The organism is Kocuria carniphila (genome assembly GCF_004136555.1).
GTDB classification, from domain to species: Bacteria; Actinomycetota; Actinomycetes; order Actinomycetales; family Micrococcaceae; genus Kocuria; species Kocuria carniphila.
The window spans coordinates 1-25,615 of the sequence record NZ_NOIT01000011.1; the positions used below are offsets into that span (position 1 = coordinate 1).

Annotated in this window: 20 protein-coding genes; 13 read left to right on the forward strand and 7 right to left on the reverse strand. The window is 61.9% G+C overall.

Annotated elements, in window-relative coordinates; genetic code table 11:
- Positions 1-54: 54 nt before the first annotated feature.
- Entirely contained in the window at positions 55-3,624 is a 3,570-nt protein-coding gene (locus EWV37_RS09105; protein WP_129701192.1) for a DUF4011 domain-containing protein, read from the reverse strand.
- A gap of 235 nt (positions 3,625-3,859) precedes the next feature.
- Between EWV37_RS09105 and EWV37_RS09110 the strand changes: the two genes are divergently transcribed.
- The 4 genes from EWV37_RS09110 to EWV37_RS09125 all read left to right on the forward strand — a co-directional run bounded on the left by EWV37_RS09110 (position 3,860) and on the right by EWV37_RS09125 (position 11,010).
- On the forward strand, positions 3,860-5,020 hold the full coding sequence (locus EWV37_RS09110; protein ID WP_129701195.1) for a DUF6361 family protein: 1,161 nt from the start codon (positions 3,860-3,862) through the stop codon (positions 5,018-5,020).
- Between the two features lie 85 nt (positions 5,021-5,105).
- Complete coding sequence (locus EWV37_RS09115) at positions 5,106-6,839, forward strand: phospholipase D family protein (RefSeq protein WP_129701197.1); 1,734 nt, start codon at positions 5,106-5,108, stop codon at positions 6,837-6,839.
- Complete coding sequence (locus tag EWV37_RS09120; RefSeq protein ID WP_129701199.1) at positions 6,826-10,008, forward strand: DEAD/DEAH box helicase; 3,183 nt, start codon at positions 6,826-6,828, stop codon at positions 10,006-10,008. Before EWV37_RS09115 ends, EWV37_RS09120 begins: the two co-directional genes overlap by 14 nt.
- 69 nt (positions 10,009-10,077) lie before the next feature.
- Positions 10,078-11,010: a DUF5655 domain-containing protein gene (locus tag EWV37_RS09125; RefSeq protein ID WP_129701200.1), complete on the forward strand. Its 933-nt coding sequence runs from the start codon at positions 10,078-10,080 to the stop codon at positions 11,008-11,010.
- 61 nt (positions 11,011-11,071) lie between these two features.
- Here EWV37_RS09125 and EWV37_RS09130 read toward each other — a convergent pair whose 3' ends face one another.
- On the reverse strand, positions 11,072-11,305 hold the full coding sequence (locus EWV37_RS09130) for a helix-turn-helix domain-containing protein (RefSeq protein WP_238663187.1): 234 nt from the start codon (positions 11,303-11,305) through the stop codon (positions 11,072-11,074).
- Positions 11,306-11,424: 119 nt separating this feature from the next.
- On the opposite strand from EWV37_RS09130, the gene EWV37_RS09135 reads away from it, so the two are divergent.
- From EWV37_RS09135 to galK, 3 genes are all read left to right on the forward strand, one after another.
- Positions 11,425-11,727, forward strand: coding sequence for a hypothetical protein (locus EWV37_RS09135; RefSeq protein WP_129701202.1), 303 nt, complete (start codon positions 11,425-11,427; stop codon positions 11,725-11,727).
- Between the two features lie 109 nt (positions 11,728-11,836).
- A complete protein-coding gene (gene galT / locus EWV37_RS09140; protein WP_129701204.1) occupies positions 11,837-12,964 on the forward strand; it encodes a galactose-1-phosphate uridylyltransferase in 1,128 nt (375 codons plus the stop codon).
- Complete coding sequence (gene galK, locus EWV37_RS09145) at positions 12,961-14,319, forward strand: galactokinase (protein ID WP_129701206.1); 1,359 nt, start codon at positions 12,961-12,963, stop codon at positions 14,317-14,319. The genes galT and galK overlap by 4 nt, the downstream gene beginning before the upstream one ends.
- A gap of 235 nt (positions 14,320-14,554) precedes the next feature.
- Here the strand turns inward: galK and EWV37_RS09150 are convergent, their stop codons facing one another.
- Positions 14,555-16,447 carry a glycoside hydrolase family 2 protein gene (locus EWV37_RS09150; protein WP_129701207.1) on the reverse strand — a complete coding sequence of 631 codons (1,893 nt, stop codon included), beginning with the start codon at positions 16,445-16,447 and terminating at the stop codon, positions 14,555-14,557.
- Between the two features lie 142 nt (positions 16,448-16,589).
- On the opposite strand from EWV37_RS09150, the gene EWV37_RS09155 reads away from it, so the two are divergent.
- Positions 16,590-17,480, forward strand: coding sequence for an aldo/keto reductase (locus tag EWV37_RS09155; RefSeq protein WP_129701208.1), 891 nt, complete (start codon positions 16,590-16,592; stop codon positions 17,478-17,480).
- Between the two features lie 128 nt (positions 17,481-17,608).
- Here EWV37_RS09155 and EWV37_RS09160 read toward each other — a convergent pair whose 3' ends face one another.
- The 3 genes from EWV37_RS09160 to EWV37_RS09170 all read right to left on the reverse strand — a co-directional run bounded on the left by EWV37_RS09160 (position 17,609) and on the right by EWV37_RS09170 (position 20,228).
- Positions 17,609-18,406, reverse strand: coding sequence for an NADPH-dependent F420 reductase (locus tag EWV37_RS09160; protein ID WP_129701209.1), 798 nt, complete (start codon positions 18,404-18,406; stop codon positions 17,609-17,611).
- A gap of 94 nt (positions 18,407-18,500) precedes the next feature.
- On the reverse strand, positions 18,501-19,250 hold the full coding sequence (locus tag EWV37_RS09165; RefSeq protein ID WP_129701210.1) for an NADPH-dependent F420 reductase: 750 nt from the start codon (positions 19,248-19,250) through the stop codon (positions 18,501-18,503).
- 129 nt (positions 19,251-19,379) lie between these two features.
- On the reverse strand, positions 19,380-20,228 hold the full coding sequence (locus tag EWV37_RS09170) for an SDR family oxidoreductase (protein WP_129701212.1): 849 nt from the start codon (positions 20,226-20,228) through the stop codon (positions 19,380-19,382).
- Positions 20,229-20,553: 325 nt separating this feature from the next.
- Between EWV37_RS09170 and EWV37_RS09175 the strand changes: the two genes are divergently transcribed.
- A complete protein-coding gene (locus tag EWV37_RS09175) occupies positions 20,554-21,444 on the forward strand; it encodes a dihydrodipicolinate synthase family protein (RefSeq protein ID WP_129701214.1) in 891 nt (296 codons plus the stop codon).
- A gap of 93 nt (positions 21,445-21,537) precedes the next feature.
- Positions 21,538-21,954 carry a hypothetical protein gene (locus EWV37_RS09180; RefSeq protein WP_016995724.1) on the forward strand — a complete coding sequence of 139 codons (417 nt, stop codon included), beginning with the start codon at positions 21,538-21,540 and terminating at the stop codon, positions 21,952-21,954.
- Here the strand turns inward: EWV37_RS09180 and EWV37_RS09185 are convergent.
- A complete protein-coding gene (locus EWV37_RS09185; RefSeq protein ID WP_129701216.1) occupies positions 21,928-23,625 on the reverse strand; it encodes a thiamine pyrophosphate-binding protein in 1,698 nt (565 codons plus the stop codon). The two genes, EWV37_RS09180 and EWV37_RS09185, sit on opposite strands and share 27 nt — an antisense overlap.
- Before the next feature lie 113 nt (positions 23,626-23,738).
- Between EWV37_RS09185 and EWV37_RS09190 the strand changes: the two genes are divergently transcribed.
- The 3 genes from EWV37_RS09190 to EWV37_RS09200 are packed head-to-tail and all read left to right on the forward strand — an operon-like array spanning position 23,739 to position 25,515.
- Positions 23,739-24,086 carry a helix-turn-helix domain-containing protein gene (locus tag EWV37_RS09190; protein ID WP_238663189.1) on the forward strand — a complete coding sequence of 116 codons (348 nt, stop codon included), beginning with the start codon at positions 23,739-23,741 and terminating at the stop codon, positions 24,084-24,086.
- Positions 24,086-24,904, forward strand: a complete 819-nt coding sequence (locus EWV37_RS09195) for an ImmA/IrrE family metallo-endopeptidase (RefSeq protein ID WP_129701218.1) — start codon at positions 24,086-24,088, stop codon at positions 24,902-24,904. Before EWV37_RS09190 ends, EWV37_RS09195 begins: the two co-directional genes overlap by 1 nt.
- Positions 24,901-25,515, forward strand: coding sequence for a PIN domain-containing protein (locus tag EWV37_RS09200; protein WP_095797112.1), 615 nt, complete (start codon positions 24,901-24,903; stop codon positions 25,513-25,515). Before EWV37_RS09195 ends, EWV37_RS09200 begins: the two co-directional genes overlap by 4 nt.
- Positions 25,516-25,615 lie beyond the last annotated feature (100 nt).

The following is a 25,615-nucleotide window of genomic DNA, read 5'->3' on the forward strand; positions in this document are numbered from 1 at the left end:
CCACGCGGAGCAGCCTGCTCGAGCATTGACATCAATTTCCAGATAGAAATCCCTCTACAAAACTCGGGGCTTGACAATGTATTGGTTCGCTCGAACGCTGGCCAGCCAGGTGTTTAGCTTGGCCCAGGATTCCATCTTGGGGTAGCGAAGGATCAGAGACTTGGTCTGCTCATCCAACTGGTCGTGCAATGCCAGGAAATTTCGAACGGCAGACAGTACTTGCGTGTAGTTTTCCCCCGCTTTGTCTGTTTCGTTCATCTGCGGTGGGCCAGCTAGCAGCCATGGATCGTCGACCGGGGCATGCGATCCGAGAGCGTCCAGTGCCGTTTCAACGCGCCGTGCTGTGGCCGCGGCACGATCGGTGGCTTCTTTGCTGCGGGATACGCGAGGCGGAACGGAAAGGTCAGAAGTGGATGGTTCTGACACATGGGTGGATAGCTCACGCCGTAGTGCGATGAAGTCTTGGTGAGCTTGCCAGACCGATAGCGGTTGGTTTCCGGTGCCGTGGAGTTTCTTGGGGTAGGACGCCAAGGAATCAATGGACTGTCGGAACTCGTCTTTGAGAGCCCGGAAGGAGGTGGAATTCCCCGAAGCCTCGGCCTCCCACGATTCGCGCAGCTGCCGACGCACGTCTCCCACGGACTGGTTTCGTCCGTGGAGTTGGAGAGTCAGCGGGGTCAGCCCAACTCGGTCCAGGCGGGTGCGCACAACCTCGAGGGCGGCCTGCTTCTCCGCAACGAAGAGGACCTTCTTACCCAAGCTGAGGCTATTGGCGATCATGTTGGTGATCGTCTGCGATTTACCCGTACCGGGAGGGCCTTCCAAAACGAAAGTACGTCCGGCACTCGCCCAGGTGATGGCCTCCAGTTGAGAGCCGTCTACGGGTACTGGGAGAGCCGCTTCAGCTTCCAAAGCTTCGCCCATTTTTGGTTCGGGGGCAGGGTCGGAGAACGTGTCGAACGGCGAATTGACCAGGTGGTCCACCACCGGGTTTTCCAGGAACTCTTCCCAGTGCTCACCCATGTCACGCCACATATCCACGGTGGAGAACTGAAGCATAGACAGCCGAACGTCGGGCTGCACGTGGAAGGAGACCTTTTGCCGCGCCAAGGTTGCCCGGACTTCCTTGAGCACACGCGGCATATCGATTCCGTGCTCGTCCTCCGGCGGTTCCTCGAGAACGGGGATGGTCAGGTTGAAGTCTGAACGAAGTTTCTCGATCAAACACCAGTTGGGCTCGGCTTTTGCGCCTTCCTCGATCGACAGGCGGAACCGCTGCTTCTTACGTCCTTCGAGTCGCACGGGCAGAAGGAAAAGGGGCGCGAGGGCTTCCTGGTCTGTAGAGGTCTTCCAGGACAGAGCGCCGAGAGTGACGAAGAGGTTATTCGCACCGGTTTCATCAATCGACGACTTGGCCTCGCGGCGGAGCTTATCCAGACGGTTTCCGTAGCCGGTGGTAGTCACCCCTGCATAGACGGTCTTCTCGGCTCGAAGGATGCGATCAAGGGCATCGTCGCCAAGCTTTCTGGCGGAGTCGTAACCTGCTGCTGCCCCGAGCTCGTCCAAATCATCTTCTGCTCGCAGCATGAGCTCAGAGTTTGACGCCAGCATGTCTTCGAAAGTTGCGAGAGACCTCTCCGGAACTGCAAGAGGCATAGCCGTCCGGCGCAGCTTCAACAGCGGATTGCGCAGCGACAAATCGAGGAGGGCCTGCCGCCACTTTCGAATTCTGGGCGGAAGGTTCTTCTCTTCGGATTCCCGGTAGCTTTCCGGCTCACCGGTGGCTTCCACCGTTTGAACAGGCAGCGGCGTGGGTGCGTCGCGCTCCATGACGAGCTCGACGACGTCGCCGGTCGCGTCTAGGCGAATGCGCGGAAGGGGACGCACACGACGGTGCGCTGCCGCGACGTCGAGCACGTAGTAAACATCCTCATCGAACCGGGCTGCCGTAGCCCGTTTCGCTGCTTCGAAGTCCATGGCCGGGGAGGACGTGAGAGCCGTGGTCTCAACCGGGATAAGCATTGAGCTTCGGAGAACATTGTCGATCATCCCCCGGTCAGACAGCGCGAGTTCCGCCAGTTGGTAATCCACGGTGAGGAAACCGGTAAAGGCGTGGCCCGGGGTGCGGATGATGACTGGGTTCAACCCCGCCTGCTCCAACGCGGCAGCGTACATGACGCTTAGATCAAGGCACGTGCCCAGCCTGTCGGAAATGACATCCTCAATCCGCCGTACCTTTTGCCCCGTGGTTTCGAAGGACGCGGGAGGGTTGATGTAGGTGATGTCGAGTTCTTGGAGGGCAACGTAAAGTGCCTGGGCAATCTGCCCGGCACGTTCAGAACCGGACTGGTAACCGTCTAAATCCGATGACCCGGTCCACTCGCGCAGGATCTCGCCAGCACGTTGGAGCGTGGGAACCAGAGCTTTGCTATTGGGTGTGACAAACGCGGCGAGTATTTCCGGAATCGAGCGTGCGTACCACTCATCGCGAGCCAGAAGAAGAATGGGACGTGTTTGGGTCTGGCGCTCGCCGTCGATTGTGACGTTGATTCGAAGTGAAGTCTGCGATGCCTCGTCGATGTCGGCGAACTGCCTGGCGGGAACGTGCCACGCCAGGTCGGATCCCTCAAGCTGCCTCATGACCGAAAGCCGGTCCTCGTCTACCTGGGGCAGGTGCAGCGTCGACAATCGGAAAGGATCGGCTTCGATGCGGTGCGATTCGTCACCCAAACTAATGACCACTTCGTTGAGTTCATGGTCTGCAGCTTGGTCATCGTGGAAGGCAGTAACTTTCACGATCGGACTGACCTGGTTGTGGACCAGCGCGAAATTGAGGGCATCACGGTAGATGACCTCGACTACGACGGGCCCTTGCTTGAAAACGGCGACGCTTGAATCGTGCGGTACCTCGTCCTCGTCCGTGAGCATGGAGATGAGGTCCGCTACATGGGGAGCTGCATCTTCCTCGCCGTCAAATTCACTGGAAACTTCCGGTGACTCAGGCTGGTGCTCCGGTTCAAACGTGGGTTCCGATGGCTCGGGCGTTTCCACGGCCGCTGGTTCGGCATCCCAGGTCGTGTACGACTCCGGGGCCACAGGAGGAGCATCGTTGACCTTCTGGGTTTCCTCGGCCGCTGCCGAAGTGATCGGCGCGAGAACAGGCGTCTCGGGGAGACCTTCCAGCACGTCGTCGAAATTGGAGTAGGCGCCGTCGGCAATTGCTTCAATGCGGAACGAGGCCTTCATGGCACCAATGCTCTCCAAGAGCATTTGCATGCTTTCTAGAGCGCTCTCAACGGTCGCGGAGCGAATGCTCGTGGTGGCGCTGGAAGCAAGGTTCAGGACCTTCAGGGCATCGTTGGCCCACTCGATGTCCGCTTTCGTGAACTGATCACCGAACTGCTCAGGGTGAAAAATGATGGTCTTCAGAAGCACCCGAGGGTCGTCCAGAGCATATTCGGTGTCGTAGCGACCAAGCCTCTTGAAGTCAGAGCGCGCAATGAGCTCCAGCCAGGACTGTGGGTCTCCCTCCACGGGCGAATGTCGCTCCACGAAAGGGCGCAATGCGAAGGCAAGAACAGTGCCAGCTTGAAGTGCGATTTCGTACGACTTTGACGCGCTCATCAGGGTTAGCTCTCCAGGGGGACTCGGGGTTTCTTGAGTCTATAGAGGACTCGACCGCCTGGCCCACGTGGAATCTACTGGTCCGTAATAACAGGTGATTGTTACCTCAACCGACGGCGGCCTCAAAGACGGAACCTTAGAGCTGAACTGAGATATAAAGGCCTTGAAGGGATCTAGGGAGCGGTAGTCGGGCTGATGTACACGCTACGGGTCTAAAGCAGGGGAGAGGCGCACCATGGTTGCTGCGATCACGTGGCTCGACGCGTCCAGCGAGGACCAGCGCCGGATGCAAGACATCATTCGGCTCTTCGAGCAGCGAGACAGCCGCGATGAGCTGGGGCTGTCCCAGTTCCGAGATGCCTTCTCGGACGGTCTTTTCCCCGGCACGTCCACACTGCACACTCGCGCGCGGTATTTCCTTTTCATCTCGTGGGCTTTTTCCATGGCGGGAGGCAAGCCGAATAGTTCAGATCGCGCTCGTAGGAATGAGTGGGCCACCATTGACGCCCTAAAAAGCGCCGAAGATAAGGCCGGATTGCTTGGCGCTGAAGCGGGTAGAGCTCTCAAGAGACTGCCCTCGAGCGTCTACTGGCCGGCCATGGCCACCTACGAGATCGTGTCTGATGCCCCAGATAACTCCGACCCGAACACACCCCATGTTTGGCATCCTGGTCTACCCGAACGACCAGAAGGATTCCCCAACAGCATCCCTGAGGGGTTTGCCATGGGATTTGAGGAAGCGTCCTGGCTGCGTGAACGGATGGTGTCGAATGCACCTGACCGGCTTCTTAACCATCTCCTGTTCAACCCTCCCGGCGAGGAGAGTAAAGCGCCGTGGGAGGACCCAGTTGCTCAGCGCGCTCAGGGAGAAGCGAAAAAGCGCCTGGATCTCGCCGCGACGTTCTCCGAGGTTATGCACGGCGCTCAGTTGCTGTACAACGTGATGCTCGCTGAAGAATACGAGTCCTACGGTCTTGAGGGTGCTAGCTATCCTGCCGACGGATACTCAGGCCGGCTGGCGGAGTGGGTAGAGCGCGTCAGCACGAGTTACCGTCCCTCGGAAGACCTCGCCTATGAAATTCGGGCGGAAGTGGATGGCATTCGATCCCGCCCGGTTAACCAGTTCTCCTTCACATTCGTTCGGGAGTGGTTCTCGCTGGTCGCGGACATGGGCCCGAGCGACGTCGTCAATCACCCCGGCGCCCGCGAACTCGTGACCCGGCGCGAAAAACTGGCCAAGGGAGCGCAAGCGCGGCTCGGCAACAAGAAGCGTCTCGCCACATGGGGCGGTGCCAGCGGTGCTGGCCGTCTGACCTACCGATGGACGCAGGTTCGTCGAATTCTCCTCGACATCCACGAGGGCTTGGCGCGCGAAGGAGGCGAAGCGGTTGCTTGAACCACAATCCCGCGCGGCCTTCGCCGAAGAACTCAAACCACCCCCGGGCTTCGACCTCTCCTACGCGGTAGGCACCACGTTCACGTTGGACCTGGCCACGGCGCTGAGCGTTCCGTTGTCTTTCGCCTCCCGACGAGTATCGGCCGCGGACGACAAACTGGGCATCCTCGAAAGCATCCGCCAGTTCACCGATCGCATTGACATCTTCTGCCAGGCCGGCGAAATGAGACTCGGCACCAATAGCGACCTGGTCGCATTACTCGAATCCATGATCCACCCCGTGGACCTCCGCAACCACGGCGGACTTTTCCACCCCAAGGTCTGGTTTCTGAAGTACCGCAATCTGAACGACAAGGACGACGTCGCATATCGCTTTCTCTGCGCGAGCCGGAACCTCACGGACGACCGTAGCTGGGACATCCTCCTCAGACTCGACGGCCGCCGGGTGGACACCCCTAACGCGGAGCTCCGAGCCCAGAACGAACCGCTTGCACGCCTGCTGCGCAGCTTGCCCGATTGGAGCATCAACCCGCTTGATCCGGCACGCGCAGGGCGCGTGAAGAGATTTGCCCGGTGGATCCGTGATGTGGAATGGGAGCAACTGGATGGCGCGGCCCCAACGTTCCACTTCTTCGACGGGACCGGCGCGTCAACGTTGGATATCCACGGGACTCGCGCCCTCGTCATTTCTCCGTTCATCAGCGACGACGGTCTGGCGCACATCCGTTCCAAGCTCAGCGGCGCCGTAGCCCTGCTTTCACGAGAAGAACAGATCGACCGTCTTTCACCGGAGAGCTTGGATGCGAAACTTCACACGTACGTCTTGAACAAGGCGGTGCTCGAGGGCGAAGAGGAGGACGCCGCCTCACGTCTCGTAGGTCTCCACGCCAAAGCTCTGGTGCTGAACGGCAACCGGAAAGCACGCGTGGTGGTTGGCTCGGCCAACGCCACTGGTGGGGCCTACTCGCGTAATGCAGAGATGATGGTTGAATTCGAGCTTTCTCGAGCCAAGTACGGGCTCGATGCCACGTGGGAGGCCTTAGGGGAGCTCAAGGAGCCTTATTTATCCGATGGCGGCAAAGAAACCCCTGAGCAGGAGAAGCTCGAGTACGAGCTCGATTCGGTGGGGCGTCAATTGGCGTCAGTCCGATTCTGGGTGCAGCGTGTTGACGAGAAACCGCATGGTGTTCAGGTGTGGGCGGATTCGGCGATCCAGGATGTCTTGCGGCGAGCCTCGCGGAAGGGCATTACTGTCCGATGGGAGATGCTGTCGAACCCGGCTGTGAGCAGTTATGAGTTCGCCGTGACGGAAGAGTCTGCGGGACTTTATGGCGGTTTGGACCTGACTGACATCAGTCCATTCCTACGGATAACTGTCACGGCCGAAAACGGCACCAAGCAGACCACCATTCTCCTAGCCGAAATGCTCGGCGATCTCGATGAGCGCCGGGATGCCATCATTGCTCGGCAGCTCACGGACACCAGAACCTTCATGCGATTGTTGGCGCTCATGCTGGAAATCTCAGGTCTCTGGATGGATGAACCCGTGAACAAAACCGGGGCGGGATTCCTCTTCAACGGATCCGGGCGGAATGATGAACCTGCCTTGATGGAAGCGATTGTCCGAGCCGTGGCGGGGAAGTCGCAGGGCCTGGAAGACGCGAAACGGATCATCGATATCATCCGCAAGAAGGATCAGGACGGAACTGGCGAGCCGATCCTCCCGCCTGGATTTGATGAGCTGTGGAAGAACGCCTGGAAAGCCCATCGTCTGCTTCAGAAGTTGAACAAGACGGGTAGCGCTGATGGTCAAGGTTGATGTTAACGGCGTGCTGGCTGGGCTTAAGAAGTTCCAGCGGGACACCGTGGAGCATGTCTTCGAGCAGCTCTACGGGGACTCCTCTGCCACGGGATCACATAAGTTTCTGGTCGCTGATGAGACGGGTCTGGGTAAGAGCATTGTCGCGCGCGGGCTGATCGCTAAGGTCATCGAGCACCTGTCAGCTGAAGAGTCCGCTGCCGATCACATCAACATCGTGTACATCTGCAGCAACATGGACCTCGCGGCGCAGAACTTAACCCGCCTGAACGTCACCGGGGACAGGCACGTGAGCATGACAACCAGGCTCACGTTGCTGGCGCGAGAGACTCACCGTCTTGCTTCCGAGGAGGGCGGCGCCAAGAAGGTTAATCTGATTTCTTTCACACCCGGTACGTCCTTTAGCCAGGGCGGGTGGAGACAAGGATCTGCCAAAGAGCGGGCGATGCTGGTCTTCTTCCTCGATTTGATCAGCAATAAGGACGATCCCGCCAAGAAGAACGCCACCCGGATCTTGCTCACGGGAAACGTGAAGAGTCCGGAGCGATTCGACCGAAACTACGTTCAGCCACTGATCGATTCAATTGGCGAGACCTATGATCAGCGAATCGAGAACCAGTTCCGCCGTCTCATCACCCGGGATGGAACGTTGGAGCAATTCGAGCGGCTCCGAGATGATCCCAGGCTCCGGGGTGGTGAGTGGAGCGATGAGTACTGGAACAGCGCTCAGAACGTCATGGGACGCTTACGCTCCGCGCTCGCCAAAGCCGGAGTGGAGGTCTTGGAACCGGACTTGATCATCTTGGACGAGTTTCAACGGTTCAAACATTTGCTGGATCCGGCATATGGCGAGGCGGCCGAGCTCGCGCACGAGCTCTTCGACCATCAAGACGCTCGCGTGCTGCTCTTGTCTGCCACGCCCTATAAACCATTTACGGGCTATGGGGAATCGGAGGACGACCACGTCCAAGACTTCTTGGGTACGCTCCGGTTCCTGCTCGGAAAGAAGCCTGGGCAATCAAGGCTTGAGGGCGGCATTGAAGGTAACCAGAACGACGTCGTTCTCCCTGTCCAACGGGCGCTGCGCACCTACCGCACGGCGTTGAGTAACCAGGCCGATGCCAAGGCTGAGGCGGATGACGTGCGCAGGCTGCTGTTGCCCGTGATGTCGCGAGCCGAGCGGCCGCCCATTGGGGAGCGAACGGACCTGGTCCAGGTGAAGTCGCTGGGTACCCCCAGCCCCAGTGCGGAGGACATCGCGGAGTGGGCGCGCCTGGCTGATTTGGGGCGATTAGTGGGTTCACGAGTTGAATTCGAGTACTGGAAATCGATTCCGTACTTCGCCAACTTCATGCTGGGTTACAAGGTGGACGAGAAGCTGAAGGAGGCGTTGGAAGGCTCCGAGGCAGACCGTGTTGCGACCGCGCTGGGAGAAGCACGGTCATTGGATGCGGCGGCCGTCGAGCGCTTCGAATCCGTGGATTACGGGAATGGTCACCTGCGGCAATTGGCCCAACGGACAGTGGGCCAGGGCTGGTGGAAGCTGCTGTGGGTGCCGCCCACCATGCCCTATTTGGAGCCGGGTGACGTCTACCGAAAGTTTGCGAAGAGGGAAGTGACCAAGCAGGTGGTCTTCTCCGCGTGGACCGGAGCACCCAAGGCGATTGCCTCGCTGCTCAGTTATGAAGCGGACCGCCGGGCAGCCGGAAATTTGGAGTACTTCAGGGCCTACACACCTGAGGCCAGGAAGCAGGCGGCGCCGCGTCTGAGGTACCGAATCACGGCGGACCGAGCGGCTGCAATGTCCACCCTCGCGATGTTCTGGCCGCATCCGGGAGTTGCGTTCAAGGCTGACGAGCTCGAGGTTGCCCGGGCTGCGGGTGGGCGCGTGTCGGCCCGCTCGTATGTGCAAAATTTCGGACCTCTGGGTGAGTCGTCCACTGGTCAGCCCTGGGAAACGTTCTTCTCTGTGCCGGGGTTCGTCCCGGAGGCGTTCACCGGTGATACCGCGGGGGAACTGGCCAGTCGGGTGGCCACTTTCCTCTCTGAAGAACATGCGGAGGATTCGACTGCTGGCAGCGGACGCACAAGCTTCATAGAACACGTAGACCAAGCGTTGCAGATCGGTCAGACGCTGACGACGCCGGGCGCTCACCTGGATCGCGCAGCCGCACGAATTGCGGCGTTTAGCCCCGGCAACATCGCGCTTAGAGCGTTGAGTGCTTTGTCTGATGGATCTCAGATCCCGGAAGAAGATCTGTGGGCGGCGGCGTTCTCCCTGGCCGAGGGATTGCGTACGTTATTCAACCGGCCCGAAACGATCGCATTGCTCGACACCCTGTACCCCTCCGAGCGGGTCTATTGGCGCAGTGTGCTGCGGTACTGCGCTGACGGAAATCTGCGCGCCGTCCTCGATGAATACCTTTATCAACTGCATAGTGAGACCGGGTTCGCACCGTTGAATTCCAGCGTGCTGATGTCTTTGGTCAGGCGGGCCGTGGATGCATTGACCTTGCGTTCCGTCAGGTACGTGGCTCACGCGACGGATGCGGAACGTACTCCCATCGCTTTCACCTCGGGGTTCGCGGTGAGATACGGATCGGAACTGGCGACCGATGAGAGCGGCGGAGTGCGCATGGGCGAAGTGCGCAACGCGTTCAATAGTCCCTTCGCGCCGTTTGTTCTGGCGACAACGAGCGTGGGGCAAGAAGGCATCGACTTCCACTGGTGGAGCCACGCACTGGTTCACTGGAATCTCCCGAGTAACCCGGTTGACTTCGAGCAGCGTGAGGGGCGGGTCAACCGATTTGGCGGGCATGCTGTACGGAAGAACATTGCTGAAGCGCACTGGGCGCACGTAGTGTCCTGCGGTGAGCCGCAGGCGTGGCGAGCGGCGATGAGGGTTGCCGAATCGACTGAAAACCGGCTCGGAGAGTTCTCCCCGTGGTGGATGTATCCAGGCAATGCACGCATCGAACGGGTGTTGGCGCAGTATCCGTTGAGCCATGACATCGCCCGATATGAACGACTGCGAACGGCGCTGACCCGGTACCGACTGACCTTGGGCCAGCCCAGGCAGGAGGACCTGATCCAGTTGCTGGCGCAGCGGGAGAAGGACCAGGAGGACATCGCGGTGATTAACCTGCGGGCGCCGGAATATGGGGTCTAGCCACTATCTTGGGGTATCGACCCAGAGGCGAAGTCGAGGACCTTCTAAGCGCTGTGCCACACTTCTAGCATGAGTGACCTCAAGCTGTTCTCAATAGCCGACAATGTAGCCACCGAGCTTGACTCACGGTCAATGGAGCTCGAGAAGAGGCTGCAGCAGCTGATCGAGGAGAACATGGAGACCATGTTCGGCGTTCGATTCCTGGTAAGCGAGCACTCCACAGGGAAGGTGCACCGGGGACGGATTGATTCCTTGGGGATTGATGAGAACAATTTTCCTGTCATCTTTGAGTACAAGCGGGCTAGTAACGAGAACGTGATCAACCAAGGACTCTTCTACCTGGATTGGCTAGTTGATCACCAGGGCGATTTTGAAAAAATTGTCTCTCTGAAATACGGGCGGGAAGCCTCAATGGAAGTGGACTGGAGCGCGCCAAGGCTCATCTGTATCGCCAGTGACTTCAATAGGTACGACGAGTACGCGGTCCGCCAGATAGATCGCAACGTGGAGTTAGTTCGGTACAAGGAGTTTGATGGCAACCTTGTCAGTATCGAACTTATTACTACGAGTTCTGCAGACCAAGGGGTGCGGAAGTCCCCCCAGACATCAACTTCCTGGAGCAACAGTTCTGTGAGGGGCGAGAAGGATAGAAGTGCACTGAATCAGCTGAATAAGGCGACCGCGGACCTCGCGGACTTATATAAAAAGTTTGAAGACTTTGCGCTGAATTTGGGGGATGATGTTGTCAAGAATGCCAGACAGGATTACTTTGCTTTTAGGCGAATGAAAAACTTTGCGTGCGTCGAAGTTCATTCCGTTTCAAACAATCTCCTAATCTATCTCAAGGTGAACCCGGATGACATTGATTTGGTTCCAGGATTCATGCGCGATGTTAGGAATATTGGCCATTTCGGGACTGGTGATTTGGAACTCCGGGTGACAACAACGTCTCCTTGGGACGTAGTCGAGTCACTGACTAAACAATCGTACGAGAACAGCTGACTAGCCAGACGTTTATCGCTAGGCGGGACCAACGACCTCGCGGGAAGGTGTACATAGTCGATCAGGAGATCTGACTTCCATTCCCTATCCGCACCTGGGTCTGATACTCCCTCGGCGTCTGCCCCAGAAACCGCTGGAACTCCCGCGCGAAGTGCGCCTGGTCCGAGAACCCATGAGCCGCGGCAACGGGCGAAAGACTTACCGCCGGATCCACTCGAATGTGCTCCGCTGCCTCCTGCAGACGCCGACGGCGGATCAGCGCATGCGGCGTCAGTCCGATGTAATGTTCCGCCACTATTTGGGGCCAATGCCGGAGTTATCCACAGATTGGCCAGGGCCGATGATTCGCGTTCGCTCAACGGCTTAGATCGAGGCAGGCGCATGAGGCGCCCGACAGAATCTATGGGGGTAATCGTGAATCGTGTACTTGAGAACTCGACAAAAACTTGCTCGGCCGGACGGGCTCGGGCCGCCGTTGCGGGGGCTGCGGCGTTGATCATGGGTGGACTGTTGGTGGGCTGCGGAGAGTCCTCGGCTGAAGAGAACTCGAGTCCCAGCCAGAGCGCCTCCTCGACCTCCAGCGAGTCGGCCAGCAGCACGCCCAGTCCGACGACGTCGCCCACTCGCGTTTCCAACCCCGACCACGACAACCTGGACCCTCGCGGCCCGTTGCCCGGATCGACCGCGTGGGAGCAGATGACGGAGAACGATCAGTGATCCTGCGCGGGCCGGGGTCGCGCGGCGTGTGAGACAGTGAACCCGACTAGCACCGTCGAGCAGGCAGGGATGTGCAATGGGAAGGGCCACAGACTCCACCTCTCAATCCATGAGTGACTCTACGGATGAAGGGCCCATCGAGCACCGGAGCCACCTCCTGGCCGACGGGCGCGAGGCCATATTCTTCAGCGACCGCGGCACCGCGCCCGTAGAGCACGTGATCGATACCCGTCCGCTGGGCGAGCGCTCCGGTCACGGTCAGGTGCGTTTTGATCGGCTGACGGGGGAGTGGGTCGCGGTGGCCGCTCACCGGCAGAGCCGCACGTATCTACCGCCGGCCGATGAGTGTCCGCTGTGCCCGTCGGTGGGCGGCAAGGCGTCGGAGATTCCGGCGGAGGACTTTCACGTAGTCGCGTTCGAGAACCGCTTCCCGTCGCTCGGCCCGGAGCTGGGGGAACTGCCGTCACCGGAAGGTGCGATGGGACGGGAACTGTGGGGAGCGCCGTCGTCCGCGTATGGCCGCTGCGAAGTGGTGGTCTACACGCCCGAGCACGAGGGCTCTTTCGGGACCCTGCCTTTCGAACGCGCCCGCACGGTGGTCGAGGCCTGGGCCCAGCGCACCGAGGCGCTGTCCGCCATGACGGGTATCCGCCACGTGTTCCCGTTCGAGAACCGCGGTGAACAGATCGGCGTGACCCTGCACCATCCGCACGGGCAGATCTACGCCTACCCGTATGCCGCACCAACCGCAGCCCGCCTGGCTGAGCGCTCGCGGGCGCACCTGGACACCACCGGCTGGCCGCTCATGGGCGAACTGCTGCGCGATGAAACCGAAGCTGGCGACCGCATGGTCCTGACCGGCGATCACTTCTCCGCCTACGTCCCCTACGCCGCTCGGTGGCCGTTGGAAGTGCACCTGGTCCCGCATCGACAGCTCCCCGATCTTGCGGCACTGACCGGCAACGAACGCGATGAACTTGCCGTGCTTTACCGCGATCTCGTGCAGCGCGTGGACCGGCTCTACTCGACCCCCACGCCCTACATCGCCGCATGGCACCAGACGCCGATCACCACTGCGGATCGCGAAGCCGGCTGGCTCCACCTCCAGCTGACCAGCCCCCGCCGAGCCGAGGACAAACTTAAATTCCTCGCCGGCTCCGAGGCCGCCATGGGCGCCTTCATCAACGACATCACCGCGGAACAGACCGCCGAACGCCTGAGGCAGGCTGCGTCATGAACCACCAGCCCACCCAGCATGACGAGCGCACCCGCGCCGAACGTCTCACCCACCGTTTCACCGAGCTCTTCGGCCACGCCCCGCACGGCATTTGGCGGGCCCCGGGCCGGGTGAATCTGATTGGCGAGCACACGGATTACAACGACGGGTTCGTGCTCCCATTCGCAATTGACCGTGCGGCCATGGTGGCGGTGCGGCTGAAACAGCCGTCCGACCCGAGGGCGGGAACCGCTGACTTAGCCTCCACCTACTCCCCGGACGGTGGCGAGTTTTCCCGAGCCACCTTCACCGTTTCGGAACTCACCCCTGGATCGGTCGACGGCTGGGCCGCCTACCCCGCCGGCGTCGTGTACGTCCTGGCCGGTCTGGGCGGCGCGGAAGTCCCCGGTTTCGAACTGCTCCTCGACTCCACCGTGCCCGTGGGCGCGGGCCTGTCCTCATCCCACGCGGTCGAAGTCGCCACGATCGTCGCCCTCAACGACCTCCTCGGCCTGGGCCTGAGCCACTCCGACCTCGCCCACCTTACCCAGCGCGCGGAGAACGAGTTCGTCGGCGCGCCCACCGGCATCATGGACCAGTCCGCGTCCCTCATGGGCCGTGCCGGCGGCGCGCTGTTCCTCGACTGCCGCACCCTCGAATCCGAGATCGTACCCCTACCCCTCGCCGAGCACGGCCTTAGCGTGCTCGTGATCGACACCAAGGTCGCCCACTCCCACGCCGACGGCGGATACGCCGCCCGCCGCACCTCGTGCGAACGCGCCGCGGCCACCTTGGGTGTCACCTCCCTGCGGGACATCCCCATCGGCGACGACGCCGCTCCCGCCACCATCTCGGCCACCGGTAGCGTTCCCGGCTCCGCGCCTAACACCGCCGCCGATGCCGCTCCTGCCACCGGTCCCGTCCCGGGCGCCCCACCCAACAAAGGGACCTCGAGAACGGACCTATCCGCACCCGGCCCCCTCGACGTCCTCGACGATGAAACCGCCCGCCGAGTCCGGCATGTGCTGAGCGAAAACGGCCGAGTGCTGGAGACGGTGCGGCGGCTGCGCCAAGGCGATCTGAGCGGCGTCGGCGAACTGATGACCGCCTCGCATGTCTCGCTGCGTGACGATTATGAAGTCTCCTGCCTCGAACTCGACCTCGCCGTCGACGCAGCCCTGAACACCGGGGCCATCGGCGCCCGAATGACAGGCGGCGGTTTCGGCGGCTCCGCGATCGCCCTCGTTCACAAGAGCCAGCTGGACCAGGTCCGAGACGCCGTCCTCAGAACCTTCGCCGACCACGAACTACAGACTCCGGACACCTTCACCGTCCTCCCGGCGGACGGTGCGCAAAGAATCGTGATGGGTGAGTAGCCGTTCAAGTCCGGATGCCGCCACGGCTGAAGTGAGTGACATTCTGGGCAGAGGTACGCAGCGAAACATGGGTTTCACGTGCGCATCTCTACCTCAAATGTCGGAGCCCGCAGGCCAACGGCACAGCGACCGAAGACGCGCCGTGATCGCGAGAGCCCAGTCATCCCTAAGCCGCCCAGAGCCGCTTCGAGTGGCTTGAAAGTGACCCAGATATTCGGGGTGGTCTAAAGCTGCCTCAATCCTCCCGCAACTCGTACGCCGAGGTGCGCTGCTGAACTCGCCGCAACCGATCGACGTCGAACTTCCGACTGCGGTCGAAGCTGTAGATCCCGTTCTTCTCCTGGAACACATCGGTGAGCTGCGTGTAGCAATAGCCGAACATGTTGGAGTCATCCAGCAGCACGTTGGTCAGCCCCTCGAAGCGTTCGTAGAACTCCTCTTTACTGCGCACGCGATCCCCGTAGCCCCAAGAATCGGACTGATCCTGGCCCGCGGATTCCGCATCAGCGCGAGAGGCTTCCTCCTCGTTCCACCAAATACCCCCGTACTCCGAAATGAAGAACGGCTGCCCGGCATGCGGCACCGAGTATTCCGGCCGCGCGTGGGGGAGGGCGATCTCACCCCCGTGATACCGGTTCACGTGCGGATCCCCGTGCGCCAGCCCGGCCTGCTCCGCGCGGAACGCCTCGGGATCCTGCTCGTAGGAATGCGAGTCGTAGACATCGGTCTCGCGAACCCGGTGCGAATACCCGGACGCATCGATCACCGGCCGGGTCGGATCCGCCAGCTTGGTGGCCCAGAACATAGCCTGGGTGACGTCGTCGAGCACGGTGATCCGGTCGTGCAGCACCTGGTGCGTCTCATTCAGCGGGCACCAGCCCACGATGGACGGGTGGTTCACGTCCCGCCGTACCGCCTCAATCCATTGCGCCACGAACGACGCATCCGGCTTCTGGTTGTGCCCCACCGGCCCCTGCCCGGACACACCCCAGTCCCCGAATTCTCCCCACACCAGGTATCCACGCAGGTCAGCGTGGAAAAGAAACCGCTCCTCGAAGACCTTTTGATGCAGGCGCGCGCCGTTGAAGCCCGCCGCCATGGACAGCTCGATGTCCTCGATGAGCGCCTGATCGCTCGGTGCCGTCATGAGCGATTCCGGCCAGTACCCCTGATCGAGCACGAGCCGCTGGAACACCCGGCGCCCGTTCAGTCGGAACGAAGTGCCGTCGATACTCACCGATCGCAGCGCCGCGTAGCTGCGCACCCGGTCGAGTTCCGCGCCGTCGGCCTCAGCGAGCACCGCGACTTCCACGCCATATAGTTGCGGGTCGCCCACGTCCCACAGCCGCACGTCCTCTTCGGTAATGCGGACGACGGCGCTCGGTGCCAGATCGTAGCCCGTCCGCACCGATTCTTCGGCGACCAACCGACCATCCGGATCGGACACGCGAACCCGCAGCACGCCGTCGGCGAGGTTGCGGGACAGCGGTGCCAGAACCGTGAGGGTCCGGGCCGCGACGTTGGGGGTGACCTGTAGCCGCTCGATAGAGACCGGTGGGACCCCTTCGAGCCAGACCGTCTGCCAGATCCCGGTGGTGCGCGTGTAGTGGCAGTGGGTGTTGGCGAACCACGTGGCCTGCTTGCCGCGGGCCTGGACCTCGCGGTGCAGGTCGCGGGCGCGGACTGTGATCTCCACGTCCTCGCCCGGGCCAACCACGCTCGAGAGGTCCGCGCTGAACGGAGTGAAGCCGCCGCGGTGACGGGCGACCTCCACCCCGTTGGCCCACACCGTGGCGTCGTAGTCGACGGCGCCGAAGTGCAGCACCGGACGCAGTCCATCCCACTCGGCCGGGACCGTGATCACCCGGCGGTACCAGACGGCCTCCAGGAAATCGGTGTCCCCGATCCCTGACAGTTCCGACTCCGGGGCGAACGGGACGGTGATCGTTCCGGCCAGCGGCCGCGAGACCAGCCCGCGGTCGATCCCGGAGTCACTGCGGTCGATCTCGAAATCCCACTGGCCATTGAGATTCACCCAGTGCTCCCGCACGAACTGCGGGCGAGGATGCTCCGGACGGGGAATCCCAGGCTCGGGTGAGGCGGGCGGGTCGAACGTGCTGATGGTCATGCGGGTCCTCCAAAACGCGTGGAATCCCAATTCTGAACGACACTCCGGCACAGATCCTGAATGCTGATTCCTCGGTGAGCACTGTATCCATCGGTCTTCAGGGGCTCCCTCAACCCCCTAACCGAGGCCTAGAGTCGAATTCATGAGCACTACACAGAACACGGACATCACACTCAACAATGGCGTTGTCATGCCTGCGATTGGCTTCGGCGTTTTTCAGACCCCACCGGAGGAGACCAAGACTGCTGTCGCTGAGGCCTTGAGAGTCGGTTACCGGCACATCGACACCGCCGCGGCATACAGCAACGAGCGCGGCGTGGGCGAAGCAATTGCCGAATCGGGCATCCCGCGGGACGACATCTTCATCGAAACCAAGATTTGGATCAGCGATTTTGGGTACGACGAGACCCTGCACGCCTTCGAAAAGGCCACCGGCAAGCTTGGGATCGACACGATCGACCTGCTGATTCTGCACCAGCCGCTCACCACCGAGTTCGACCGCACGATCCAGGCGTACAAGGCTCTCGAGAAGCTCTACGCGGACGGCAAGGTGCGCGCGATCGGCGTTAGCAACTTCATGGTCGAGGACCTGACCGAACTCTTCACCCAGACCGATGTCGTCCCCACGGTCAACCAGATCGAACTGCATCCGTACTTCCAGCAGGAAGAGGTTGTCGCGGTGGGGCGCGAGCACGGAGTTCTGCCGCAGGCTTGGTCACCGATAGGCGGCGTCGTGAATTACGAGGGTGGCGAGGGCAGCCCGCTGCAGGACCCCACGATCGGCGAGATTGCCACCGCCCACGGCAAGTCACCCGCCCAAGTCATGCTGCGCTGGCACTTCCAGAAGGGTGTGCAGGTCATCCCCAAGTCGGTGCACGAGGAGCGCATTGCGGAGAACTTCGACATCTTCGACTTCGAACTGACCGATAGTGAGATCGCGGCCATCGACGCCTTGGAGAAGGGCGTGCGCGGCGGCCCCGAACCCGCCTCCATGACGCTGGAGAAGTGGGGCAAGGCAATTCCCGAGGCGTAATCACTCGGAAAGCGGCACTCGTGGCGCGCCGACATCCTAGGCAGAGGACCGCAGCGAAAACCGGGTTCCGGGTGCGATCTAGTGCCACAGATGTCGGCGCGCCACCGTTTTCAGATTCAGGGAGCTGGTCAGCTGTAAATGATGCGGCTCAGCTGGGTTCCGTAGTCGGCATCCACGGTCAGCGTCTCGTCCTCCATGTGATCGAACAGCACGGCCACGAACATGTCGCGGCGGTGAGCAAGTTTCTCCTTGCGCGCCGCCTTTAGCGCCGCGGGGATCTGGTCCGCCGTGAGTTTCGTGCAGTACACCGGGGAGCCGGGCTGCTGACGCCAGGATTCGGCCAGGGATCCGGCATCCACGGGATCCAGGCCGGAGTCGTTGACGAGGGTCATCGCGATCTCCTTCGCGTGGGCGTCGTCGCCCGCCACCGGGATGGCGACGCGTTCGGGGTCTCCCGCTTCGCGCGCATCATCCGCGAGCACGCCCCAGCCGACGGCGTTCCAAGCCTTCACGATGGTGCGTCCACCCAGCTGCTCCACCACCCACTCGCTTTCCACCTGGCCATTCTCGATCGCCTCAATAGAGTCGTCCCGGTTGGGATAGTAGTTGGAGGTGTCGATCACTGCGGTCTGTTCCGGCAGCGACTGAACCAGCGGCGCGATCTTTGACATGGCGTTCAGGGGAATGGACAGGATCAGTGCGTCGACATCGCTCGCGGCCTCTTCCGCGGTCACCGCCTGTGCACCGGTGGCCAAGAGGTCGCTATCAATGGTTTCGGGTCCGCGAGAGTTAGCGATTTTGACCTCATGGCCCTTGGTGGGCAGGCGCTTGGCCAAGCTGGAGCCGATGTGGCCGGTTCCGATGAGTCCGATCTTCATGAGTGATGTTCTCCTAGCGTTGGTGTCTGTGCGTCGGTCTGCCGACATCCTGGGCAGAGGTTCGCAGTGAAAACCGGGTTTCGGGTGCGAACTCGAGCCACAAATGTCAGCGCGGCCTTCGTCGTCGAGATCTGACTACAGATCAGCCGTAGATGACGCGGTTCAACTGGGTCAGGTAGTGGTGATCGATGGTGAGTGAGGGGTCATCCGCACGGTCCATGATCACGCCGATAGCCAGGTCACGACGCGGCGGGATGCGGTCCTTCTCAGCCCTCGCGAGTGCGTCCACGACCTGGTCTGCGGACAGGCTCGTGTAGTACACGGGGGATCCGGGCTGCTGGCGCCAGGATTCGGCCAGCGAACCAGCGTCCACCGCGTCGAAACCGGTGTCCTCGACCAGGGAGCGGGCGATCTCTCCGGTGTGAGCGTCGTCGGCGGCCACGGGAATGGCGATGCGCTCGGGATCACCCGATTCACGCGCCTGATCCGCGAAGACGCCCGCTAGAACTGCGTTCCACGCCTTGGCAATCGTGCGTCCACCGAACTGCTCCACGACCCACTTGCTTTCGGTCTGGCCGTTGTTGATCGCCTCGATGGCGTCGTCGCGGTGGGGATAGTAGTTGGAAGTGTCGATCACCGCTGTCTCGTCGGGCAGCGCCTGGATGATCGGTGCCAGCTTGGGCATCGCGGCGAGCGGGATGGACAGAATGAGGGCGTCGACGTCGCTCGCGGCCTCTTCTGCCGTCACAGCCTGTGCGCCGTTGGCCAGCAAGTCTTCGTCGATGGTTTCGGGGCCGCGGGAGTTGGCGATTTTGACGTCGTGACCCTTGGCGGGCAGACGCTTGGCGAGTGTGGAGCCGATGCTGCCTACGCCGATGATTCCGATATTCATGGGTGGTTCCTCTCTGTGTGCGCTTGTGGGAGTACAAACGGAGAGGGTTTCCGGTTTATTCCAAGGCTGACTACTAACCGATGCGCAGGTCACGAGCTCAAGGGCTCACAAACTCAGAGGCTACCGGGCTCACTTCGTCTGCAGGAACTGCTCGAACGTCATGGGTGTCCGGCCCAGAACCCGTTGCACGTCGCCACTGACCTCGGAAAGGTCCCCCGAGGCGATGGCAGTGTAAGTAGAGACCCACGCGTCGTACTCCCACTGTTCAGCAGGCCAGGCGCGGCGGGATTCGTAAGCCTCTTCCACGGTTTCGTTGTGGAAAGTCACGGTGCGACCCTGTGCGGCGCTGATCGCGGTGGCCACTTCGGACAGGGTCAGCGCCCCGGGACCGGTCAGATCGTAGGTCTTGTCTGCGTGGCCCTCGGGGGCTTCGAGAATCCGGGTGGCGACAGCGGCGACGTCGTCCCGGGCGACCAAAGAGCAGCGGCCGTCGCCGGCCGGTCCGCGCAGCACGCCGTCCTCCCCGACAAAGTGAAGCATCACGTCCATGTAGAAGTTGTCTCGCAGCAGGGTCCACTGCATCCCAGACGATTTAATGAGGTCCTCTGCCTCTGCGTGGTCGCGCGCGTGAGTGAACACGGCGTCGTAGGCCGCGGCGAAGAACGAGGTGTAGACGATGTGCTTGACCCCTGCAGCGGCGGCGGCCTCGATGAAGATCCGATGTTCTTCCCGACGCGTGGCGCTCTCTTTACCGGAGACCATGAACAAGGTGTCGATGCCCTCCAGCGCTTCCCGGGCTGCCGCACCGTTGCCATATTCCGCGACGCGTGCCTCGGCCAACGGAAGTTCCGGTGCCCTGTTGAGATCGCGCACGATCAACCGCTGTGCCACGCCCTGTTCGGCAAGTCGACGGGCTACCAGTCCGCCGATGGCCCCCGTTGCTCCGGTGATGGCGACCGTTGCTGATGAGTTGCTCATGGTGCTCCTACTGCTAGCGGCATGCAAGGTGGGCATCAGCGTACTCCGGTGCGAATGTCCTCCGGTGCGCCCGCGATGGGCAGTGCCGGCACGGGGGATCTTCTGCAAAGGCGCGTCGTGTGTTTGGCTGCCCACATGGCGACGACGCCATCGGAGGAAGGGGGTGCCATGAACTCCAACGCGGTCTTGCAGAGGACCCCGGAAATATGGACCGGAGATTCGACCACCGGGAAAAGCGGGACCCCAACCCTGGTTCTGAGGGTTAGTGTCAGAGCAGCCAAGTGGACAACACTGCGCGTATTTGACCGCAACGAAAGGACCCCACATGTTCACCGGACTCAGCGCCTTCCCGCTCACACCGCTTCACGACGATCAGGTCGACGAGAAGGCCTTCATTGGCTTGGTTCAACGCCTTGCTGCCGCTGGCGTCGACTCGATCACCGCCCTCGGCTCCACTGGCTCCTACGCGTACCTCACTCGCGAAGAGCGCCAACGGGTCACCCAGCTAGCAGTTGAGCACGCGGGTGACGTCCCGGTGTTCGCGGGTATCGGCGCGCTGCGCACTTCCCAGGTTCTAGGCCACGCCGACGACGCGGCCCAAGCCGGCGCCTCTGCTCTCCTTCTCGCACCCATGAGCTACCAGGCCCTCACCGCCGATGACGTGTTCGAGCTGTTCCGCGCCGTCACCGAGCACACGGATCTGCCGGTCATCGTCTACGACAATCCGGGGACCACGCACTTCACGTTCACCACGGACCTCTATGCCCGTATCGCTCAGCTGCCGGGGATCGCGTCCATCAAAATCCCCGCGCTGCCTGCCAACAGCGCGGAGGCACACAAGAAGGTTCAGGAGATCCGAAGCATCATCCCCGAGAACGTGACCATTGGCATCTCGGGTGACCAGAGCGCCGTCGGCGGCCTGAAAGCCGGGTGCGATGTCTGGTATTCGGTGATCGGCGGGACCTTGCCGGAGCTGGCCGTGAAGCTGACTCGGCTCGCCCAGAATGGCGACGCGAACGAAGCCACCAAAGAATCCGCCCGCCTCGCCCCGCTGTGGGAGCTCAACGCGGAGTTCGGCAGTCTGCGCGTGGTGGCCGCAATTGCCGAGTACCTAGGCTTGGCACCGGAGAAGTGTCTGCCCCTGCCGATCCAGGGCCTGGATGAGGAGCAGCGCGCACGCGTGAAAACGGCGGTCGATCAGCTGGACCTCACCTGACCGAATTCGGGCGTAGCCTGAGGTTCAACTCGCACGAGTCCTTCAGCGGATCGTCACTGAAGAAGTCGTCCACGATCAGAGAGGATCACGGACATGGTCGAAGCGTGGATCGTGATCTTCTTCTACTTCGTGCTCGCCACCACCCTGTGGTCCGTGGTGACCTGGGCGTGGGTGTACCTGCGGAGCGCGCTGCGGGGACGGCGCGCGCAGAGAACAACAACGTCCCCGCAAGCCCAAACCGAGCGGCGCCCCGCCACCACCCAGAACCCACCAGGCGAACCGCCCACGTACAGCAAGAAAGCGAAGCGAATTGCCCTTGCCTACGGCGTGATCGACCTCCTGATCATCCTGCTGTGCGTGATCGCATACCTGACCGCGTCCGGCGAACTCGTCGGCGAACTGATTGCGTACGGCCTGATCATCACGCTCGTCCACGTGGGGTTGTGCTGGGCGCTGCAGTACTCCAAGCGGAAGAAGATGGCCTCAGAGCCGCTTCCCCGCATTCAATGACGCGGACATGAACTCGGCCACGACCTTCTGCGAGATGGCCACATCCAGGACGAAAACGCCTTCCTCATGCGTGGCCAGCCAGTCGGTGAGCACGGACAGTTCCGCCAGGCTGCGGACCTTGGCGCCGTCCGCGCCCATGGCCTTGCCCATCGCGGAGAAGTCCACCTCGTCGATGAGCATGGCCGTGGGATCCAGGCCCTTGGACGCGTACTGGTGCAGTTCGGCACCGTAAGCGGAGTCGTTGAGGACCACCACCACGCCGCGGCGGGTGGCGCGCACGAACGTTTCCAGATCCGCCAGGCCCATGAGCCCGCCGCCGTCGCCCGTGACGAACACCGTGGTGCGTTCAGGGCGAGCCACCGAGACTCCGGCCGCGGAGCCGAAGCCCAGCCTGATCGACTGGAACGCGGTGCCCACCAGCACCATCGCCTGAGGGTCCGGGACGGACAAGTACATGGGTGCCCAGCCGATGAAGTGTCCACCGTCCATGACCACGGAGCGCTCGGCGGGCAGGATTTCCTCGAGGGCTGAGACCACCGCGCGGGGGTTGAGCCGTCCGTCTGGGCCGAACTCGGTGGGGTCCTCCACTGGTTCGGCGGAGCGGAATTCTTCCCCGGCGACTTCGGGGACGGCGGCGCGCCAGGTGGCCGCGGCGTCGGCGGCCGAGATGCGGGCCAACAGGCCGGCGGTGGCGGGCCCCAGATCCGCGCGCACGTAGTCGGTGACCTGCGGGTGGGCCATGATGGCCTCGGGTTCGTTGTCGATGCGGATCACGCGTGCGTCCGGCGAGAAGAGCGTTCCGTACCGCGACTGGAAGGTGTTGAGACTCGCACCGGCGACCAGAACGACGTCGGCCTGTTGCGCCAGATCCAGGCGGTGCTCGCGCGTGAAGCCCCCGGCGATGCCCAGGTTCCAGGGCGAGTCCAACGCGTTGGTGGCCATCACGGAGGTCATGAACAGCGCCCCGAGACGATCGCCGAGCTCCTGGAGCGCACCGGCGGCGTCTCCGAGGAGCACCCCGCGGCCGGCCAGGATCAGTGGCCGCTCCGCGCCACGAAGAATAGATGCAATACGATCGAGTTCCTCGCCCGGTGCGACCCAGGACGGCTTGTTCGGCAGCGGCTCCAGCTCGGTCTGCGCGGTGAGCGGGGCGGTGGCGTGGTCGTAGGGGATCGCCACGATCACCGGCTGCACGGTCTGCTGCGCCAGATCGAAGGCCCGGTGGGTGATGGCCGCGGCATTGTCCGGGCCGGCCACCAGCGTGGTCACACCCACCGCCGACGCCGCTCCGGCCTGGTCGATATCGAACGGTCGCCTTCCGGTGGTGGGCGCGTCACCCACCACGAGTACCAGCGGAACGCGGGCCAGGCGCGCCTCCGCCAAGCCCGTGTAGGTGTTGGTGAACCCGGCGCCGTAGGTCACGGTGGCGGCTCCGATCCGACCGGTCGCACGGTGATACGCGTCGGCCATGGTCACGGCGGCCACCTCGTGACGAGCGGAGGTGAACGGGAACCCCTGATAGGTGAGATGACTGATCACGTGGGCATTGCCGTTACCCATGAGGCCGAACAGATGGTCGGAACGCTCGGCAATCACGTCAGCGACCGCCGTCGAAACGCTTGTTTTCTCGGCGGGTTGATCCGATGCGGGACGGTTCTGCTCGGTGGTCATGGCGTGTTCTTCTCCTGAGTCATGGGTGGAGCTACCTGCTCGTTGCCGGGGTTGCCCCGAATTCGTCCGCTCAAACGCAGGTATGAGTGGTAAGCTGAATCAAATTCAGAAAAGTGATTCAGGGGGTGGATGCAGTGAACGAAATGGTAGCGGCGATTGAGAGCGCCCGTGAAGCTGCCGGTCTGTCCCAGCGCGCTTTGGCCGACAGGGTAGGCCTCTCCCAGGCCACGCTGAACCGTATTCTGAGCGGTGAACGCGCAGTGAAGATGACTGAAGTGATCATGATTGCTGATGCCACTGGATGCACTGTCGCGCAGCTGGCTGGCAGCGGCGTTGCTGGGCGCGTGCAGTGTGCGGCTCGTGCGACGAATGGATCGAACATGGATTCCATGCGCCAACGGTTGCTGCATTTCATGGAGCTGGACGCATACCTTGACGATTACGCGATTCCTGCGGCGTAATGACTCCTTCACTCGAACAGCAAGCTCAACGGGCGGCGGATGAGTTCCGCCGGGAGCACCGACTTGGGGTGCAACCACTTGGCGATCTAGTGGCATTGATCGAGCAAACGACCGGGCATGACGTTGCGATTCTCGACGCAGACCCGGATGAGCACGGTCTGATCATGCGAGATCCGGAGCGCAACAAGGTGTTCATTGGAGTGGCACGCAGCCATAAGCCAATGCGTCAGCGAAGCTCACTGGCACACGAGCTGGCCCACCTGATCTTTCAGGACTGGTCGGATGAATTGGGCAAACGCTCACCGGAGGAAATCCGGGCTGATGCTTTTGCACGGCATCTGCTGGTGCCGCAGGAAGGGGTCAAGGAGTTTCTCGGAAGCGCACATGATGTCTCTAGGCAGACCCTTTCGGACGTTGTGCAGAGGTTCCTGGTGTCACCAGCCATTGCCGCGATTGCCATGAGGGAGGCCGGTTATGTGCCTTCAGGCCTGGCCTCAGAATGGGGTCGGACCCCCACGCCGCAGCTGGCAACGAGGTTCGGGTGGAGCGATCAATATGAGGCGCTTCAGGTCGACTCGAATCGGCTCCGTGCACCTCAGGGTCTCGTGTCGCGAGCGATCGCGGGCTACGCCGAGGGTGTCGTTAGCGCGCAAACGATCGCCACGCTGCGAGGAGTCCCGGCTGAGCGGATTGTGCATGAACTTGAGGGGATCGGAATAGTCCCGAGGGTTCCGGACGACAGGGAGTTCGAACCCGATGAACTTCCGGATATTGATGTGGATCTGAGCGGGCTGGAGGACGAAGGCAGATCGCCATGAGCCAGCGGCCGATCATGGATGCTGGTCCGGGACTCAACTTCTTCTCCCTGAACAAAGAGCGCTTGCTCTTTGCGACACTTGGGCCACTTGCAGTTCCAGAGATCGTTGAACACGAAATCGTGCGTAAAGCTCGTCAGGACCAACGGTTTAAACCCGCTGAACGTGTGCTGGGCAAGGTTCCACCACGGTTACTAGAAGTTCTCTCCGACGATGTCACTCCTGAGCTCGCCACGGCAGTGAATCGTATCGCTGGTGTTCCCATCGAAAGCCGCATGCGTTCGAGCAAAGATCTGGGCGAAACCATGGTGGTCGCTCACGCCGTCGTTGCTGCCGAGCGTGGGGATCGCGTCATCGTGCTCATCGATGACGGTGGAGGCCGGCGGGTGGCTGCGCGAGAAGCGGCACGCCTGCGGCGCCTGCGTGAGAGGCAAGCAGATATTGGCAGCATCGCGTTGATCAGCACGGGCCACGTTTTGAAGAAAGCCGCTGGCGGCGAGGACTTGCCAGACCGCAACTCCATGCGAGAGCTGTACGAAAGATTGCGTGCTCTAGATGATGGGCTGGCTCCGCTGGAGGGAACTGGTTTGATGGAACTGCCGTGTTGGTCGTAGCTGGGATGACTACACGAGGTTGTTGAACTCTGTTCAGACGAAGCACGTCTCCACTTCGTGCCTTGCACCCACCAAGTGACCTGCCTTACATTTGAGGCAG